Consider the following 17,151-nt stretch of genomic DNA (forward strand, 5'->3'; position numbering starts at 1 on the left):
TCAATTCGATGCGCGGTGTGTTCAAGCTGCCCGGCACGCCGGTGCGGATCACGCTGCGCGAGAAGGCCAACCCGTTCGCCCATAAGCGCAAGCGGAAGTCATGACCCAAGGCGACCAACCGTCCGAGACGATCGGGGCGGGGGGCGCGCGGCCCGCCGCGGTGGGATTCATCTTCGTCACCATCCTGCTCGACATGCTGAGCATCGGCATGATCCTGCCGATTTTGCCGAAACTGATCGAGAGTTTCGCCCACAACAACACCGCGGACGCGGCGCGGATTTACGGCCTGTTCGGTACCGCCTGGGCGCTGATGCAGTTCGTGGCGTCGCCGATCCTCGGCGGGCTGTCCGATCATTTCGGCCGACGGCCGGTGATCCTGCTGTCCAATCTCGGCCTCGGCCTCGACTACATCCTGATGGCATTGGCGCCGTCGCTGGGTTGGCTGTTTCTCGGCCGCGTCATCTCCGGCATTACGTCGGCGAGTATCTCGACCGCGTTCGCTTACATCGCCGACGTGACGCCGGCAGAGAAGCGCGCCGCGGTGTTCGGCAAGGTCGGCGCGGCGTTCGGGCTCGGCTTCATCATCGGCCCGGCGATGGGCGGGCTGCTCGGCGGCGTCGATCCGCGGCTGCCGTTCTGGGTCGCGGCCGGGCTCAGCCTGTGCAACGCGCTGTACGGCCTGTTCGTGTTGCCGGAGTCGTTGCCGCCCGAGCGGCGCTCGCCATTCCGCTGGAAGTCGGCCAATCCGGTCGGCGCCGTGCGGCTGCTCGCGTCCAACAGCCGGCTCGCCGCGATGGCGGTGGTGGAGTTCTGCGCCGAGGTTGCGCACGTCGCATTGCCGGCGATCTTCGTGCTGTATGCGAGTTATCGCTATCGCTGGGACGAGACGACTATCGGTCTGGCGCTGGCCTTCGTCGGCGTCTGCACGGCCATCGTGCAGGGTGGGCTCGTCGGCCCGGCCGTGAAGCGCCTCGGCGAACGCAACGCGCAGATCATAGGCTATGGCGGCGGCGCGCTCGGTTTTCTGATCTACGCACTGGCGCCGAGCGGCACGCTGTTCTGGATCGGCATCCCCGTGATGACGCTGTGGGGCATCGCCGGGCCCGCGACCTCGGGAATGATGACGCGTTTCGTCTCGGCCGACCAGCAGGGCCAACTGCAGGGCGCGATGACCAGCGTCAAGAGCATCGCCGAACTGATCGGGCCATTCCTCTTCACGCTGATCTTCGCGTATTTCATCGGCGGCACCGCGCCGTTCGCACTGCCGGGGGCGCCGTTCCTGCTCGCCGGTGCGCTGTTGATCGTGTCCGTGTTGATTGCGGCAGGCGTGGCGCGTGGTCCCGACAACAATCAGGCGCCGCAAGCGGCGCCTGATGTTTAGTGGATCGCCGTTGCGAACACCCGGACCGGCACTTTGGGCCGTCTAGTCACGGGGTTTGCGACGAAGCAATCCAGCTCTGTGTTCTGCGCTGGAATGCTTCGCTTCGCTCGCAGTGACGCAGATCGTGCGTGCGGGTAGCGTTTACTTCTTCACCAGCGGGCACTCGCTCTCGGACAGCGGACGGGCGGCATCTTCGGCCGAGATGTCGGCGATCTTCTTGTAATAGTCCCACGGGCCCTTCGACTCCGCCGGGGTCTTCACCTCGAACAGATAGGCCGGGACCATGCGGCGGCCGTCGGCACGGATCATCGACTTGCCGAACGGCTGATCCTCGGCCGGGATCTCCTTCATCTTGGCGACGACCTTGGCGCCGTCGTGCGGATTGCCGCCCATTGCCTCGAGCGTCTTGAGATAATGCAGAACGGCCGCATAGACGCCAGCCTGCGTCATCGACGGCATGGCGTTGTTCTTCGCCTTCTCGGAGAAGCGCTTGGCGAAGGCACGGGTGTTGTCGTTGAGGTCCCAATAGTAGGACTCGGTGAAGGTCAGGCCCTGCGCCACCTTGAGGCCGAGCGCGTGGACGTCGTTGATGAACAGCAGCAGCGCGGCGAGCTTCTGACCGCCCGAAGTGATGCCGAATTCCGCCGCCTGCTTGATCGCATTGGTGGTGTCGCCGCCGGCATTGGCGAGACCGATGACTTTTGCTTTCGAGGCCTGCGCCTGCAGCAGGAAGGACGAGAAGTCGGCGTTGTTGATCGGGTGCTTGACGCTGCCCAGAACCTGGCCGCCATTGGCCTTGACCACCGCGCTGGTGTCGCGCTCGAGCGCCGCGCCGAACGCGTAGTCGGCGGTCAGGAAGAACCACGTATTGCCGCCGGCTTTGGTCAGCGCCTGACCGGTGCCGTGTGCCAGCATGTAGGTGTCGTAGGCGATCGAGATGGTGTTCGGGGTGCAGGCCTTGCCCGTGAGGTCCACGCTGCCGCCGCCCGAATTCATCAGGATGATGTTCTTTTCCTTGACGAGATTGCTGATCGCGAGCGCGACGCCGGAATTGGGCGTATCGGTGATCATGTCGACTTTGTCGACGTCGATCCACTGGCGCGCGATGTTGACGCCGACGTCGGGCTTATTCTGGTGGTCACCGGACACCAGTTCGATCTTCCAGCCTTTCGCTTCCAGGCCGGAGTCGGCGATCGCCAGCTTCGCGGCGACGACCGAGTTCGGGCCGCCGATATCTGCGTAGAGGCTCGACATGTCGTTGAGGACGCCGATCTTGGCGGTCTTGTCTTGGGCGAGCGCGGGCGACGTCAACGCGGCGCCGGTCAGCGCGAGCGCGATAGCAAGACGACGCGAGAATACGGCTCTCATCAGTTTCCCCCTTTTTGGATGGCAGATTGTGAGCGGGTGTGGTCCCCGCTTGCGGTCAGTCAATCTTGCCGTCCTGCGGAAGTCAATCCGCGACGGGGTCTTTCAGCGCGCCGGTCGTGCCGTCGAAGAGCTTGCCGGTTTCGGTCCAGCTCGGCAGGCAGAGAGGTAACAACTTCTCGGCGACTTCATCGGGAGTCGGCAGAGTTTCCGGGTCTTCACCGGGCATGATGGTCCCGCGCAGCTTGGTACGCGTCGGGCCAGGATCGAACAGGTTGATACGGATCGGTGTCGTATTGGCCACTTCCTTGGCCCAGACTTCGACTAAAGTCTCAAGGGCCGCTTTCGAGGCTGCGTAGGGGCCCCGATAAGCGGGAGCCCGGCCGCCTGCGCGCGACGTTACAAACACGGCGCGGCCGGCGTCGGAGGCGCGCAGCAGCGGCTCCATGCAGCGGATCAGCTGGAAGTTGACGGTAAGGTGGAGGCTGATCACGTCCGACCAGGACTTCACCTCGATATGGCCGAGCGGCGACGACGGACCGGCCACGCCGGCATTGCCGACCAGCACGTCGAGCTTGCCGTGGCGCTCGTAGATCGAGGCGCCGAGCCGGGCGATTGCGTCCAGATCCTTGAGATCGAGCGGCACCAGCGTGGCGGCGTGGCCGCCTTCGGCACGGATCGCATCGTCGAGCTCCTCGAGCCCGCCCTGCGTCTTGGCGACGGCGATGACATGAGCGCCGGCTCGCGCGAGGACGCGTGCGGTCGCGTAGCCGATGCCGCGCGAGGCGCCGGTGACGAGAGCGATGCGGGAGGCGAGGGGGTGATTCATGGCCGGCACTTGAAGGTTGCTGTCAGGATCGGGACCGTCCTGAACGATACCGTTGTTCTAAAGACGTTGATGCCCGGCACAAGGCCGGGCACCACGAACTTTAGTCAGGCGAACCGGAAAGCCGTCAACTTGCTTCGGCGAGCAGCGACAACTGACGCGGCGACGTCTCGGTCTGGTTCATATCGGTCAGCGGCGTCGGGTATTCACCGGTGAAGCAATGGTCGGTGAATTTCGGCTGCGCCGGGTCGCGGCCACGTTCACCCATCGCGCGATAGATGCCGTCGACCGACAGAAACGCCAGCGAGTCGGCACCGATCAGATCACGCATCTGCTCCAGCGAATGCGTTGCGGCCAAGAGGCCGGCACGATCCGGCGTATCGATGCCGTAGTAATCGGGATGGGTGATCGGTGGCGAGGCGATGCGGAAGTGTACCTCGCGCGCACCGGCATCGCGCATCATCTTGACGATCTTCTTCGAGGTCGTGCCACGCACCAGGCTGTCGTCGATCAGCACGATACGCTTGCCCTGGATCGCCGCGCGATTGGCGGAGTGCTTCATCCGCACGCCAAGTTCGCGAACGCTCTGGGTCGGCTGAATGAAGGTGCGGCCCACATAGTGATTGCGGATGATGCCGAGCTCGAACGGCACGCCGCTCTCGCGGCTGTAGCCGATCGCCGCCGGAACGCCGGAGTCGGGCACAGGCACCACGACATCGGCTTCGACGTGGCTTTCGCGCGCAAGCTCGGCACCGAAGCCCTTGCGGACGTCGTAAACCGAACGGCCGCCAACGATCGAATCCGGGCGGGCGAAATAGATGTACTCGAAGATGCAGGGACGGGGCGGCTGCGGCGGGAACGGCTTGTGGCTCTGCACGCCCTTCTCGTCGAACACGATGATCTCGCCGGGCTCGACGTCGCGGACGTATTTCGCGCCGATGATGTCGAGTGCGCAGGTCTCCGAGGCAAGGATCGGGCTGCCATCGAGTTCACCCAGCACCAGCGGACGGATGCCGAGCGGATCGCGGGCGCCGATCAACTTCTTGTTGGTGAGCGCCACCAGCGAGTAGGCGCCTTCGATCGCACGAAGGGCTTCGATGAAGCGGTCGATGAAACGATTGCGCTTGGACTGCGCAACCAGATGCAGGATCACCTCGGTGTCAGTGGTCGACTGCATGATGGCGCCGCTCTGCACCAGCTCGCGGCGCAGCGTCAGCCCGTTGGTGAGGTTTCCGTTGTGGCCGACTGCGAAACCACCGGCATTCAGTTCCGCGAACAGCGGCTGCACGTTGCGCAGGATGGTCTCGCCCGTGGTCGAGTAGCGGACATGGCCGACCGCGAGATTGCCCGGCAACCGCGCGATCACATCCGCGCGAGAAAAGGTGTCGCCGACCAAGCCAAGCCTGCGCTCCGAGTGAAACCGGCCGTGATCATACGAGACGATGCCGGCGGCTTCCTGTCCGCGGTGCTGCAGCGCGTGCAGCCCGAGCGCCGTGATAGCGGCAGCGTCGGGGTGTCCAAAAATGCCGAATACGCCGCATTCTTCACGCAGCGTGTCGCCGTCTGTGTCGAACACGTCGTCAGGGACGTGATGATCGGGAGTTTGCGGGTCGCGAGCGTCCGATGCGGGCGTTGCGGCGTCGTCGGAAAGGCTCTGCATCGCGTCCATCGCGCCTCTCAGTTGGGCCGCGCTCAGCGCGCAGCCGGTTTGCCCTCTATCAGCTTTTTCAAACTGTCGCGGGCGGGTTTGCTGTAGCCGTCACCATTGCCAGGAGCCGCCGAATCGTCGGTCTGCTCTTCCTCCGGCTTATTTTTCTTGAACCTCTTCAAGATGGTGTTTTCAGGGTCATCCGGCAAGAGTGTCATCAACCAGTCACCAGTTCCTTGCAGGACCGTGCGTGACTTCGCGTTGACCACCCAGTCGGGCCGCTGTTTTTCCGGCACCAGCCAGTTGAAGAATAGATAGGCCACCACCACGATCAGCAGGCCACGGGCGAGGCCGAACAGGAACCCGAGGGTGCGGTCGAGCGCGCCAATGCGCGAATCCAGGATCATGTCCGAGATCCGCACCGTGATGATCGACACGATGATCAGCGTGCCGAGAAACACACCTGCGACGACGACGACGGCCGCGACCGTGTCGTTGGAGAAGTAGGTCTTTGCGGTCGGCAGCAGCTTCTGGAAGGCGTAGAGCGTGACCAGTGCGGCGGCGCCCCAGGCTGCGATCGACAGCACTTCGCGCATGAAGCCGCGGACCATCGCCAGCAGGCCTGAGACCAGCATCACCGCGAGGACAACGAAGTCGAGAATCGTGATCGGCATCGGCCAGTCGGGTCCGCTGGATGTGCAAGAAACGGCGAATCGCGTGCGCGCCGTCAGGGCACGTGACGGTGATATGGCACGCCGCGCAAGGCGAGAAAACCGTCAACGGAGCTCTCGACACAGCATAGATTTGCCGGGCCGATGGACCGTCGGCCTCGGCCCGCCATGCGCGCGGGTTGTATAGCGGCGCGTTCCGGAAAGGTCACGCCGGTTCAGCTCTCCCGCTGCCGGAATCGCGCCGGTGTGGCATTTTTCTCGGCGGGCTCCCGCTCGCGCGAGGCAGGGCGCGGTGTTCCCCGCGCGGCGATGTCGGCAACGAGGCTGGTGAGGCCGCCGACGCTCTGTAGCGACAGGCCGGCATCGGAAGGCGCGTCGCCGCGCGTCTGCTCGGGGAGAACAGCGCGACCGAACCCGAGCTTCGCGGCTTCCTTCAGCCGGGCCGGGGTCTGCGCGACCGGCCGCACCGCGCCGGACAGGGAGATTTCGCCGAAATACACCGCGTCCGTAGGCAACGGGGAGTTTGCCAGCGACGACACCAGCGCGGCAGCGGCGGCCAGATCAGCCGCCGGCTCGTTGATGCGCAGGCCTCCGGCGACGTTGAAGTAGACATCGTAGCCCGACAGCTTGACGCCGCAATGCGCCTCGAGCACGGCCAGCACCATCGACAGCCGCGCCGAATCCCACCCCACGACCGCGCGCCGTGGGGTGCCCAGAGTCGACGGCGCGACCAATGCCTGCAGTTCGACCAGCACCGGCCGGGTGCCTTCGATGCCGGCAAATACGGCCGTGCCGGGCGAGCCGAGATCGCGTTCGGACAGGAACAGCTCGGATGGGTTGCTGACTTCGCGCAGGCCCAGTCCTGTCATCTCGAACACGCCGATCTCGTCGGTGGGGCCGAAGCGGTTCTTCACAGAACGCAGGATACGGAACTGCTGCGAGCCTTCCCCTTCAAACGAAAGCACCGCATCGACCATGTGTTCGACCACGCGCGGGCCGGCGATCTGGCCGTCCTTGGTGACGTGGCCGACCAGGATGATCGCGGCGCCGGTCTTCTTGGCGAAGCGGATCAGCGCCTGCGCCGACGCGCGCACCTGGGTCACCGTGCCGGGTGCGGATTCGACAGTGTCGGTCCACATCGTCTGAATTGAATCAATGACGATCAATCGCGGCGTCGCCCCCTCGGACAGCGTCGCGATGATGTCTTCAACCGACGTCTCGGCGGCGAGCTCCACCGGCGCGCTCGCGAGGCCAAGTCGTTCGGCGCGCAGCCGCACCTGCGCGATCGCTTCTTCGCCGGAAATGTAAACGGCGCGGTGGCCGGCCTTGGCCATCAGACTGGTGGCCTGGGTCAGCAGCGTGGACTTGCCGATGCCGGGATCACCGCCGACCAACAGGACCGAACCGCGCACGAAGCCGCCGCCGGTGACACGGTCGAGTTCGCTCATGCCGGAGGGCAGGCGGGGAGCGTCGTTGCTCTTGCCGGCCAGCGACTCCAGCTTGAATGTCCGGCCGCGCCGCTTGGCTCGGATCGAGACCGGGACGGCATTGTCGCCCGCTTCCTCGACCAGCGTATTCCACTCGCCGCAGGCCTCGCACTTGCCTTGCCAGCGATTGAACGCGGCTCCGCAGTTCTGGCAGACGAAGGAGGAAGAGGCTTTGGCCATGAGCGGTGATGCCCGAGTCGCATGCGGCTGGTCGGTGAGCGTTCGTTGTGTTCATAGTCTGTTCTTTTGGTCAAGTCGGCCGTCCTCGTTCCTGTTCGAGCGCCATCACGACGTGTCCGGACGACGTACGCGATTGCGATGGTCGCCTGGCCGCGCTGGTGTGCTGAGCGGAGCTTGGGATCAGCGCCGCATCGTCCGGCTTCCGTCGACTGGATTAATCGGAACATAACGGATGTCATGCGTCACTCCGGCATGCCTTCGCCGGAGCTTCCGAGACTGACGCCTGCCGTCGCGCGCAGCTTTGCTGTGGTGGCGGCGATCGTCTATGTGGCCGACCTCCTGGCGCAGACGCGGGACCATCTGTCCAACGGAGCCGGCCGTCCGTTCGGTGACGATTTCATCAACTACTGGTCGGCTGCCTATCTGGCCTGGCATGGGCGCGCGAGCGAAATCTACGACTTCCAGGCCTTTCATATTTTCGAACAGTCGGTGATCGGCGCACCGATCCAGGACTATCACTACAGCTATCCGCCGGTCCTGCTGCTGCTGACCGCTCCGCTGGCGGTTATGCCTTATGTGCCGGCCTTGTTCGTATGGCTGGGAGCCAGTTGGTACGCGTTCTATCGCGCACTGCGACTAGCGATGCCGCAAGGTGGCGCGTTGCTGTTCGCGTTGGCGAGTCCTGCGGTGCTGATCAACGCGATTGGCGGACAGAACGGCGCCTGGACGGCCGCGCTGCTCGGGGGCGGACTGGGGCTGATGGAGCGGCGGCCGCTGCTCGCAGGCGGCGTGCTGGGATTGCTGATCTACAAGCCACAACTTGGTTTGCTGATCCCGATTGCCCTGGTGGCGGGACGGCAATGGCGAGCGCTTGCGGCGGCGAGCGTCGTGGCTGGCGGTCTGCTGGCCTTGAGTGTCGTCTGCTTTGGGCCGGAGGTTTGGACGGACAACCTGCGCAACGTCGGCTTGCTGCGGAAGACCATTCTGGAGGATGGGACGGGCGTGTGGCACCGCTTCGTCTCGGTATTCGTCGCGGCCCGACGGTTGGGTGCGCCGGTCGAAACTGCTTATGTGATTCAGATTGTTAGTGGCCTTTTGGCTAGCGTCGCGGTGGCATGGGTGTGGTGGGGGCGGGCGCCGGCGGGCGTAAAGAATGCCGTGCTCGTGCTCGGCACGTGCCTGGCAAGTCCTTACCTCCAGGACTACGATTTGGTGTTCGCCACTCTGGTGGTCGCGTGGTTGTGGCAAACCTGTGGCAGCGTGAACTCATCGCTAACGCTACTCATTTGCTCAGGACTGCTGCTGGTCCTGCCGCTGGCCGCCAGTGCGCTGGCGCATCCCACCGGGCTGGCGCTCGGACCCCTGTTCATTTTACCGCTGTACCTGGTGGCGCTTCGCATGAGCGTGGACAGCCGCGTCACGGAATTGCGATGGTCTGCCTCGACCTGATGTGAGGCGACGATGCGGGACGACGAGCGCAGGGACTATGAGCGGCGGAAGTGGCGGCAGATCGCCGGACACTTCGTCATGGGAGCCGTGTTCGGCGCCGGCTTTGCGGTAGTCCTGCTACTCGGCAATTACTTCGGTCTGGCGAGGGTGATCGACACCAGTGAGGCGCCGATGCTGGTGAGGGCGGTGCTGATCGTCGGCATCGCCGGATCGTTTGCGTTCTGCGCGGCGATCACGGGATTTCTGTTCCTCGTCCACGAGGACTGAAATCTGGCCGTTACTGCGACGAGCACTTCGATCGTGGCGTCGCGCGATCCGACTAGAGGCCCCGCGGCGAAGTAATCGAGCGCGGTGCACGGCGCTGGATTGCTTCGCTGCGCTCGCAATGAAGAAGGAGTTTGTGCGAAAAGCGCGCCGGCCTCAGTTGGCCGGTGCGACCGGCTCCGCAGGCGCGCTCGCCAGCGGCGCGGCCGGCTTCGCGTCGCCGCCGGTGTAGACCCGTGCGTAGCGCGGGCCGAGGCTGGTCAGCACTTCGTAGCCGATCGTGCCGAAGTGATGGCCGAGTTCATCGACGGTGATGCCGTCGCCGATCAACGTCGCCATATGGCCACGGCGCGCGGCGTTCGGCGGCAAGTCGGTGACGTCGACCGCGAGCAGGTCCATCGAGATGCGGCCGGCCACCGGGCAGCGCTGGCCCGCGATGATCACGTCGGCGCCGCGCGTGCCGTCATTGGAGCCGGCGGCGCGGAAGTAACCGTCCGCGTAGCCGGCCGACAGCACGGCGATCTTGGTCGGCCGCCGCGCGCTCCAGGTCGCGCCGTAGCCGACGGTGTCGCCGCGCTCGACGTTGCGGACCTGCACGATGCGCGCCTTGAGATCGACCACCGGCTGCATTGGATTGTCGGCGTCGGGTGTCGGATTGACGCCGTACAGCGCCGCGCCGGGACGGACCAGGTCGAACTGGAACTGCGAGCCGAGAAAAATGCCGGATGATGCCGACAGGGACGCGGGCACGCCGGTGAACAGGCTGGCGATCTCGCGAAAGGCCGTGACCTGCTTGGCGTTGATCGGATGGTTGGGCGACTCCGCCGCGACGAGATGGCTGATCACCAGCGTGATGCCGTGATCGCCGACGGAGATCCTCGGCACGATGCTCTGCGCTTCGGCGGTGGTGAGTCCGAGCCGGTTCATGCCGGTGTCGATATGGATCGCGGCGCCGCCGCTCCAGCCGGTGCGCCGGCAATACACGTCCCATTCGGCGAGTTCGTAGAGATCGCCGATCACCGGCCGGCAGTTCAGCCGCGCGAACTCATCGCCGGTGGTCTGGAAGAAGCCGTCGAGCACGTAGATCGTCACATCGGGCGCGACCGCGCGTACCGCAGCGGCTTCGCCGAGCGTGGCGACGAAGAAGGTCTTGCAGCCGGCGCCGGCGAGCGCGCGGGTGACAGGGCCGGTGCCGCAGCCATACGCATCGCCTTTGACCACGGCGGCGGCTTCGGCCGGGACCGCTGTCTTCTCGAGCTTGCGCCAGTTGCTGACGATCGCGTCGAGATCGATCGTGAGAATGCCGGGTGCGGTCGCAGTCGAGGCCGCGAGTGACGCCGCCTTTGCGGCGTCCGGCGTCAACAGGCTGGCAACGCTCGCATTCGGATCGGGAAGGATGGTCATGTCTCACACTCTGGCGCTTTCGAGCGAAGACGATCCCGTCCGCGTGTCGAAAACGCGTCGAGACGACTCCGGCTCTTCACGTTCGTTCTATCAGAACGTCAGGCGTCGTCTCTGCCTGAATTCCGCTGAACGGAGTTGCGTCAGGCGCGGTCGGGCAGGTGGCTGTCGTCCGCGAGGTCGCTGAAGCGGGTGAACTGGCCTTCGAACTGCACGTCGACGGTGCCGGTAGGGCCGTGGCGCTGCTTGGCGATGATGACTTCGGCCTTGCCGTGCACGAGGTCCATCTCGGTCGCCCACTTTTCGTGTTCCGGCGTGCCGGGACGCGGCTCCTTGTTCTGCAGATAGTATTCTTCGCGATACACGAACATCACGACGTCGGCGTCCTGCTCGATCGAGCCGGATTCGCGAAGGTCGGAGAGCTGCGGCCGCTTGTCGTCACGGGATTCGACCTGACGCGACAACTGCGACAGCGCGATGATCGGAACGTTCAACTCCTTGGCGAGGGCCTTGAGGTTGGTCGTGATCTCGGTGATTTCCTGCACGCGGTTGTCGCCGCGTTTGCTGGAGCCCTGCAGCAGCTGGATATAGTCGACCACGATGAGGTCGAGGCCCTTCTGCCGTTTCAGCCGCCGCGCGCGCGCTGTGAGCTGCGCGATCGACAGGCCGCCGGTTTCGTCGACGAACAGCGGCAAGGTCTGCAGCTCGATCGAGTAGTCGCGGATCTTGTCGAAATCCGCCTCGCTGATGCCGCCGCGGCGGATCTTGCTCGACGCGATCTCGGTCTGCTCGGCGAGAATACGGGTGGCGAGCTGCTCGGCGCTCATTTCGCACGAGAAGAAGCCGACGATGCCGCCATTGATGGCCTTGGTGCTGCCGTCCGGCTGCACTTCGCCTCGATAGGCCTTGGCGACATTGTAGGCGATGTTGGTGGCGAGCGCGGTCTTGCCCATGCCGGGACGTCCGGCGAGGACGATCAAGTCGGAGTGCTGCAGCCCGCCCATGCGGGTGTCGAGATCGCGCAGGCCGGTGGCGATGCCCGACAGCTTTCCATCGCGCTGGAACGCCTTGGCGGCCATGTCGACCGCGGTGGTGAGCGCCTGGGAGAACTTCTGGAAGCCGCCGTCATAGCGGCCGGATTCCGCGAGCTCGTACAGCCGCCGCTCGGCGTCCTCGATCTGGTTCTTCGGCGCGAAATCGACCGGCGCGTCGTAGGCGACGTTGACCATGTCGGTGCCGATGCCGATCAGGTCGCGGCGCAGCGACAATTCGTAGATCGTCCGGCCGTAATCCTGGGCGTTGATGATTGTGGTGGCTTCGGCGGCGAGCCGCGCCAGATACTGCGCCACCGTCAGCCCGCCGAGGTCGAGATCCGCCGCCAGGAAGGTCTTCAGCGTAATCGGTGTCGCGATCTTGCCGGCGCGGATGATGCTGGCCGCGGTGTCGAAGATCGTCTGATGGATCGGTTCGAAGAAGTGCTTGGATTCGAGGAAGTCCGAAACCCGGTAGAACGCGTCATTGTTGACCAGAATGGCGCCGAGCAGGGCCTGTTCCGCCTCGATATTGTGAGGCGCGGTCCGATAGGCAGGCGCCGCCGCGTCGGGCGCGAGCTTCAGAACGTTCGAATCAATGGCAGCCATAGCTCTGGATTGTTCTTTCGGTTTTTGGCGGATGCGGGGCGCGACTAAAGCGCCAATTCAGCGCGCAGTGAAAGCAACAATCGCGCGTTATGCACCAAGCCGTACAAGACATGTGGATGATCGGTTGGTGGCGGGGCGGCGGGCTTGACGGGAATGGAGGCTGTGGCCCCGGCGCGAGCGCGGATTGAACCTTGCTGCGGCACGGACCGACCTAAATGACAGCGATGCTCGGTGGTGCGCAAGAGCGAGCCAGGGCGGCCTCACGGCGAGGTGCAGGGGCTGTCGACTGGAACGGATGGCAGCGCACCGTGTTGATCACGGAAAATAACGACGACGAAACACGGGAATGGCGATGGCTCAGAACGTGCGACGCGAAGGATCGGACCGGCTGTGGTTGGCCAAGCTGATCGAGTCGTTTGAAAAGGCCTCTCAGAAACGCGTTCGCTCGGTTCCTTGCAGCCGGGCCGTGGTTCGCGCCGCGCAGGCTCATCTGGCGGCGCGCGCGGCGTCGAAGCCGCGGGCGCGGAAGCTCACACACGCAACCTGAGCTACTCGCCGGCCGCCTGCAGCAGCTGGACCGGGCGTCCTTCGATCATGCGCAGCCGCTGCTCTTCCCGCATGATGTAGTCGCGCGTGATCGGGACGATGCCCTGACGCTTGGTGAGCTGGATCTGAAACACCATGGTGTTCTGCCTGCGGAAGCTCATTTCCGAGGCGGCGAGATAGAATTCCCACATCCGCACGAAGCGGGCGTCGTACAGCCGCTCGGCTTCCTCCCGCCGCGCCAGGAAGCGCTCGCGCCAGGCCTTGAGCGTCTCGGCATAGTGCAGGCGCAGGATCTCGATATCACAGACCAGCAGTCCGGCCCGCTCGATCGCCGGCAGCACTTCGGACAGCGCGGGCAGATAACCGCCCGGGAAGATGTACTTCGCGATCCAAGGATTGGTGAAGCCCGGACCTTCGGAACGGCCGATCGAGTGCAGCAGCATCACGCCGTCATCGTCGAGCAGCTCGGCACAGCGCCGGAAATACGTGTCGTAGTGCGTGACGCCGACGTGTTCGAACATGCCGACCGAGACGACGCGATCGAACGGGCCAGGCACATCGCGATAGTCCTCCAGGATGAACTTCGCCGATGACGAGAGGCCGGATTCTTCGGCCCTGTTGTTCGCAACCTGAAGCTGTTCGCGCGACAGCGTAATACCAGTGACATCGGCCTCGCAGGTCTCCGCGAGATAGAGACCAAGACCACCCCAGCCGCAGCCGATATCCAGCACGCGCTGTCCCGGCTCGACCAGCAGCTTGGCGGCGATGTGGCGCTTCTTGGCGAGTTGCGCGTCGTCGAGCGTGCTGTCGGCGGATTCGAAATAGGCACAGCTGTATTGTTTGTCGGCATCGAGGAAGAGTGAGTACAGCCGGCCGTCGAGGTCGTAATGATGAGCGACGTTGTCGCGCGAGCGGGGGCGGGGATTGAACTGGCGGAGTGACCGGGTCAGGTAGCGCAGCCATCCGTGCAGTTTGGTCCAGCGCGGTGTCCAGGCCGGCTGATCCATTGCGATGGCAAGTAAATCCGCGATCGAGCCGCGCTCCATCACCAGTTCGCCGTCCATGTAGATTTCGCCGAAGGCCAACTCGGGATCGAAGATGAGGCGCCACTGCGCCTCCTTGGTTGTGAACCGGGCGTGGACGGGAGTGCCCGTGCCGTCGCCGCAGGTGAAGCTGAAGCCGCTCGCGGTGGTGAAGGTGATTGCACCGCGTTGGATGAATTGCCCAATCAGAAGACGCAGCAAACGGTCCATCGCATTTCCCAACGACATTTTGACGCAGCAATGCAAAAACCTTGCCGAATATTCCGCGTTCCAAGCGCCAGGCGCATGAGCGAGGCGCGTGGAACGCTTGGCTGTTCCTCGGACAGCGAACATGGCGGATGCGGCCCGAAAACAGGCATCAGCGGGCTTTGAAGCTGTTGGTAGTGCGCTTTTGCGGGGCGGGAGAGGGCATGAGCCCGCTTCCATTCAGCGGACAATCGTCTAAAAGGTCTGCGCCGCGCGCGCGGCAGTTTTCAGAACATTGGAGAATCGAATGGCGAGCCGAGCGCTCACTTCAGCGGCGGTGATGCTTCTGATCGGCTCCGCGATGGCCGGCATGGGCAGCGCGCAGGCGCAGAATCTCGAGGCGGGCAAGAGCCCTGCCCAGATTTTCGCCGGGACGTGCGCGGCCTGTCACAAGAGCGCACGCGGCCTGCTGCGTTCGGTGCCGCCGAGCTCGCTGCCGTCCTTCCTCCGCCAGCACTACACCACCAGCAGCGACATGGCCGGGCTGCTCGCCTCGTACCTGATTTCCAACGGCGCGACCGACACCCGCTACAAGCAGAACGACGTCCGCACCGAGCCGGGACAGCCTGAAGGCCGCAAGGGACGTCGGCAGCGGCAGGGTGCTGAGGAAGCCGCGCCGGCCGAGGCCACTGCGCCGGCCCAGGCGGTAGCGCCGACCGAGGAGCCGCCGCGCCGCGTGCGCGGCAAGCGCAAGCCGAAGCCGGAGGCCGAGCAGCCGGCGGAAGGCGCCGCGGCGGTCGAATCGTCCGAGCCGGCGGCTGAGACTCCGCCGAAGGAACGCCGTCGTCACGGCCGCAAGGAGAAGCCGGCTCAGGCCGCGCCTGCCGCGACGGAAGCGCCGAAGTCGGATGCCGCGAAATCCGAGGCGGCCAAGCCGGCCGCGCCGAAGGCGGATGCTGCAAAGTCCGAGGCGCCGAAGACCGAAGCGCCGAAGTCCGAAACCGTCGAGCCGACCCGGGCCGATCCGGTCCCGGCAGTGACGCCGGCGCCCCAGACGGCGCGGACTCCGGAAGCCGGCCCGCCGCCGGCGAAGCCGACCGAGTCGGCTCCGGCTCCGTCCGCCGCCGGACCGTCGTCGAGCGCGCCTTCGATCGCCGTGACGCCGAGCGCGCCGCCGCCGGCTTCGGGCTCTGCGGACGCGCCGATCTCGCGCTGACGCAGCGTCGTCCACTCTTCCGCAGACACATCAGATACAAAAAAGCCCGGCGCAAAACGCCGGGCTTTTTCGTTGGGAGCGGTTGGCCGCCGCCGAAGCGACGGCCGTTGTGCTTACTGCTCGGCCGGCTCTTCGTCGCGATCCGCGTCCGGATCGAAGAACTCGCCGGCAGCCGCGATCGCTTCGGCAGCCGCGTCCTGATCTTCCTGGCGGGTCGAGATGTCTTCGCCGCGGTTGATCCGCTCGGCTTCGTCGGCGCTGCGCGCCACGGTGACCGACACGCCGACTTCCACTTCCGGATGCACGGCGACCTGGATCTCGTGCTTGCCGATGGTCTTGATCGGCGCGTCGAGCAGGATCTGGCTGCGGGTGATCTTGACGCCTTCGGCTTCGAAGCTGGTGACGATGTCGCGCACCGAGACCGAGCCGAACAGCTGGCCGCTTTCGGACGCCTGGCGGATCACCACGACGTTCTGACCGTCGATCTTCTCGGCGACCTTCGAGGCCTCAGCCTTGGCTTCGATGTTGCGGGCCTCGAGATCGGCCTTCATGTGCTCGTACTTCTCGCGGTTCGCGGCGGTGGCGCGGAGCGCCTTGCCACGCGGCAGCAGGAAGTTGCGCGCGAAACCGTCCTTGACGCGCACCAGTTCGCCCATCTGTCCGAGCTTGGCGACACGTTCCAGCAGAATGACTTCCATGTTGTTCTCCTCGATTGGTTTGTCAGGTTGAAGGTCTAAGTATTTGACGGAGGTGGCATCGAGCGGCGCTGGAAGTAGCGCAGCCGGAGGCCGAAGACGGCGTCGGCGATGCCGAGCGCGATCAGCGCGATGGCCGGCCACAGAAAGATCAGCACCAGCGCGTAAGTCGAACTCAGCAGGAAACCGCGGTGGCGCGCGGCCATCGTCAGCGTGTGCAGCGTGGCGGCGCCGACGAGGCCGTAGGCGACGAACAAGGCGGCGCTTGCGGTTTTGCCGATCAGCGACACCAGGCCGCCGACGAAGCTGAGGCCGAGCGCGAGCGACAGCACCGCCAGCGTCATCGCCGGCAGCGCCGCCGTGCGCAGGTCCGGCCATGGCCGCTTCAGCCGGCCGGAGGTGGCCGTGACCTTGGCGGAGAGCCAAAGGTTGAGCGTCAGCGTCAGCATCGCCACCGTGGCGGCAGCCGGGGGCGCGACGGTGACAAGCGCATCGATCAGCCGGTCGGCGTCCGCGGAGTTGCGGGTGGTGAGGGCGCGCTGCAGGCCGGTGCGGAGGCCTTCAGTGATTGTCGCGCCGTCGGTGCCGAGAGTCAGCAGCGCCGCCATCGTGGTCAGCGCCGCGAAGCCAGCCATCCAGGCCACCAGCCGGCCGACCGGGTACCACTCCAGCGTCGGCGTGCCGCCTTCTTCGCCTGCCGGACGGGCTAGCAATGCAAGGTGGCCGAGCCAGCAGGCCGGCGCCACGATGGTGATGATGAAAGCGAGGGCGTAGGGGAAGCTGACACTCGCACCGAGCACGGCAGCGCCGAGCAGGCCGCCCAGCGCGGCGCCGACGGGGCCCCAGCCGAGTGCGGCCACCATCAAGGGCAGCGGCGCCAGATAGAACAGCAGCAGGGAGATCAGCGCGCCCGAGACGATCGAGACGAACATCAGCGCCGAGGCACAGCCGGCGGCAAGCGCGATCAGAATGTTGATCATCATCAGCTGTCCCGCTCCTTTCGAGCGGTTAGAGGCGTTTCGCCCCAACCATCGGCGACCGGATGACCCGGAAGCCTTATGAGAGAGAAGTATGAAGCTCCGCGGCGCGAACGCCGCGGAGCTTTGGATCTTAGCGAATCACGTAGGGCAGCAGACCGAGGAAGCGGGCGCGC

General features: G+C 65.3%; 14 protein-coding genes. 4 read left to right on the forward strand and 10 right to left on the reverse strand.

The window, feature by feature from the left end; all coding sequences use genetic code 11:
- Positions 1-100: 100 nt before the first annotated feature.
- On the forward strand, positions 101-1,381 hold the full coding sequence (locus ACOJTD_RS01880) for a TCR/Tet family MFS transporter (protein WP_420131246.1): 1,281 nt from the start codon (positions 101-103) through the stop codon (positions 1,379-1,381).
- A 141-nt stretch (positions 1,382-1,522) separates the two neighbouring features.
- On the opposite strand, the gene ACOJTD_RS01885 is transcribed toward ACOJTD_RS01880, so the two are convergent.
- The 5 genes from ACOJTD_RS01885 to radA form a co-directional block, all read right to left on the reverse strand.
- Positions 1,523-2,749, reverse strand: coding sequence for an ABC transporter substrate-binding protein (locus tag ACOJTD_RS01885; RefSeq protein ID WP_420131247.1), 1,227 nt, complete (start codon positions 2,747-2,749; stop codon positions 1,523-1,525).
- Between the two features lie 82 nt (positions 2,750-2,831).
- Positions 2,832-3,575, reverse strand: coding sequence for an SDR family NAD(P)-dependent oxidoreductase (locus ACOJTD_RS01890; protein ID WP_420131248.1), 744 nt, complete (start codon positions 3,573-3,575; stop codon positions 2,832-2,834).
- A 124-nt stretch (positions 3,576-3,699) separates the two neighbouring features.
- Positions 3,700-5,241, reverse strand: a complete 1,542-nt coding sequence (gene purF, locus ACOJTD_RS01895) for an amidophosphoribosyltransferase (RefSeq protein WP_420131249.1) — start codon at positions 5,239-5,241, stop codon at positions 3,700-3,702.
- Positions 5,242-5,264: 23 nt separating this feature from the next.
- Positions 5,265-5,894: a CvpA family protein gene (locus tag ACOJTD_RS01900; RefSeq protein WP_254986068.1), complete on the reverse strand. Its 630-nt coding sequence runs from the start codon at positions 5,892-5,894 to the stop codon at positions 5,265-5,267.
- Positions 5,895-6,106: 212 nt separating this feature from the next.
- Positions 6,107-7,558, reverse strand: a complete 1,452-nt coding sequence (radA, locus tag ACOJTD_RS01905) for a DNA repair protein RadA (RefSeq protein ID WP_420131250.1) — start codon at positions 7,556-7,558, stop codon at positions 6,107-6,109.
- 237 nt (positions 7,559-7,795) lie between these two features.
- Here radA and ACOJTD_RS01910 point away from each other — a divergent pair, with 237 nt between their 5' ends.
- Together ACOJTD_RS01910 and ACOJTD_RS01915 are read left to right on the forward strand one after the other, a co-directional pair.
- The gene (locus ACOJTD_RS01910) at positions 7,796-9,007 is read left to right on the forward strand and encodes a glycosyltransferase family 87 protein (protein ID WP_420131251.1); all 1,212 of its coding nucleotides are present in this window, start codon (positions 7,796-7,798) and stop codon (positions 9,005-9,007) included.
- A 12-nt stretch (positions 9,008-9,019) separates the two neighbouring features.
- Entirely contained in the window at positions 9,020-9,274 is a 255-nt protein-coding gene (locus tag ACOJTD_RS01915; RefSeq protein ID WP_420131252.1) for a hypothetical protein, read from the forward strand.
- A gap of 153 nt (positions 9,275-9,427) precedes the next feature.
- On the opposite strand, the gene alr is transcribed toward ACOJTD_RS01915, so the two are convergent.
- The 3 genes from alr to ACOJTD_RS01930 form a co-directional block, all read right to left on the reverse strand.
- A complete protein-coding gene (gene alr, locus ACOJTD_RS01920) occupies positions 9,428-10,675 on the reverse strand; it encodes an alanine racemase (RefSeq protein ID WP_420131253.1) in 1,248 nt (415 codons plus the stop codon).
- Between the two features lie 140 nt (positions 10,676-10,815).
- Positions 10,816-12,312 (reverse strand): replicative DNA helicase, encoded by a 1,497-nt coding sequence (locus tag ACOJTD_RS01925; protein ID WP_420131254.1) that lies wholly within the window; start codon positions 12,310-12,312, stop codon positions 10,816-10,818.
- A gap of 548 nt (positions 12,313-12,860) precedes the next feature.
- A complete protein-coding gene (locus ACOJTD_RS01930) occupies positions 12,861-14,111 on the reverse strand; it encodes a class I SAM-dependent methyltransferase (protein ID WP_420131255.1) in 1,251 nt (416 codons plus the stop codon).
- Positions 14,112-14,394: 283 nt separating this feature from the next.
- Here ACOJTD_RS01930 and ACOJTD_RS01935 point away from each other — a divergent pair, with 283 nt between their 5' ends.
- The gene (locus ACOJTD_RS01935) at positions 14,395-15,303 is read left to right on the forward strand and encodes a hypothetical protein (protein ID WP_420131256.1); all 909 of its coding nucleotides are present in this window, start codon (positions 14,395-14,397) and stop codon (positions 15,301-15,303) included.
- A gap of 113 nt (positions 15,304-15,416) precedes the next feature.
- Here the strand turns inward: ACOJTD_RS01935 and rplI are convergent, their stop codons facing one another.
- Both rplI and ACOJTD_RS01945 read right to left on the reverse strand, forming a co-directional pair.
- Positions 15,417-16,001 carry a 50S ribosomal protein L9 gene (rplI, locus tag ACOJTD_RS01940; protein ID WP_420131257.1) on the reverse strand — a complete coding sequence of 195 codons (585 nt, stop codon included), beginning with the start codon at positions 15,999-16,001 and terminating at the stop codon, positions 15,417-15,419.
- A 35-nt stretch (positions 16,002-16,036) separates the two neighbouring features.
- Entirely contained in the window at positions 16,037-16,981 is a 945-nt protein-coding gene (locus tag ACOJTD_RS01945) for a hypothetical protein (protein WP_420131258.1), read from the reverse strand.
- Between the last annotated feature and the right edge of the window lie 170 nt (positions 16,982-17,151).

The organism is Rhodopseudomonas sp. (assembly GCF_048594845.1).
Classification (GTDB): Bacteria; Pseudomonadota; Alphaproteobacteria; order Rhizobiales; family Xanthobacteraceae; genus Rhodopseudomonas.

Bases quoted from the DNA above. Each gene is read 5' to 3' on its own strand.
- ACOJTD_RS01935 (WP_420131256.1), top strand. From the start codon at position 14,395: ATGGCGAGCCGAGCGCTCACTTCAGCGGCGGTGATGCTTCTGATCGGC.
- ACOJTD_RS01925 (WP_420131254.1), bottom strand. From the start codon at position 12,312: ATGGCTGCCATTGATTCGAACGTTCTGAAGCTCGCGCCCGACGCGGCG.
- ACOJTD_RS01910 (WP_420131251.1), top strand. From the start codon at position 7,796: ATGCGTCACTCCGGCATGCCTTCGCCGGAGCTTCCGAGACTGACGCCT.
- ACOJTD_RS01930 (WP_420131255.1), bottom strand. From the start codon at position 14,111: ATGGACCGTTTGCTGCGTCTTCTGATTGGGCAATTCATCCAACGCGGT.
- ACOJTD_RS01885 (WP_420131247.1), bottom strand. From the start codon at position 2,749: ATGAGAGCCGTATTCTCGCGTCGTCTTGCTATCGCGCTCGCGCTGACC.
- ACOJTD_RS01900 (WP_254986068.1), bottom strand. From the start codon at position 5,894: ATGCCGATCACGATTCTCGACTTCGTTGTCCTCGCGGTGATGCTGGTC.
- alr (WP_420131253.1), bottom strand. From the start codon at position 10,675: ATGACCATCCTTCCCGATCCGAATGCGAGCGTTGCCAGCCTGTTGACG.
- purF (WP_420131249.1), bottom strand. From the start codon at position 5,241: ATGGACGCGATGCAGAGCCTTTCCGACGACGCCGCAACGCCCGCATCG.
- ACOJTD_RS01945 (WP_420131258.1), bottom strand. From the start codon at position 16,981: ATGATGATCAACATTCTGATCGCGCTTGCCGCCGGCTGTGCCTCGGCG.
- ACOJTD_RS01880 (WP_420131246.1), top strand. From the start codon at position 101: ATGACCCAAGGCGACCAACCGTCCGAGACGATCGGGGCGGGGGGCGCG.
- ACOJTD_RS01890 (WP_420131248.1), bottom strand. From the start codon at position 3,575: ATGAATCACCCCCTCGCCTCCCGCATCGCTCTCGTCACCGGCGCCTCG.
- ACOJTD_RS01915 (WP_420131252.1), top strand. From the start codon at position 9,020: ATGCGGGACGACGAGCGCAGGGACTATGAGCGGCGGAAGTGGCGGCAG.
- radA (WP_420131250.1), bottom strand. From the start codon at position 7,558: ATGGCCAAAGCCTCTTCCTCCTTCGTCTGCCAGAACTGCGGAGCCGCG.
- rplI (WP_420131257.1), bottom strand. From the start codon at position 16,001: ATGGAAGTCATTCTGCTGGAACGTGTCGCCAAGCTCGGACAGATGGGC.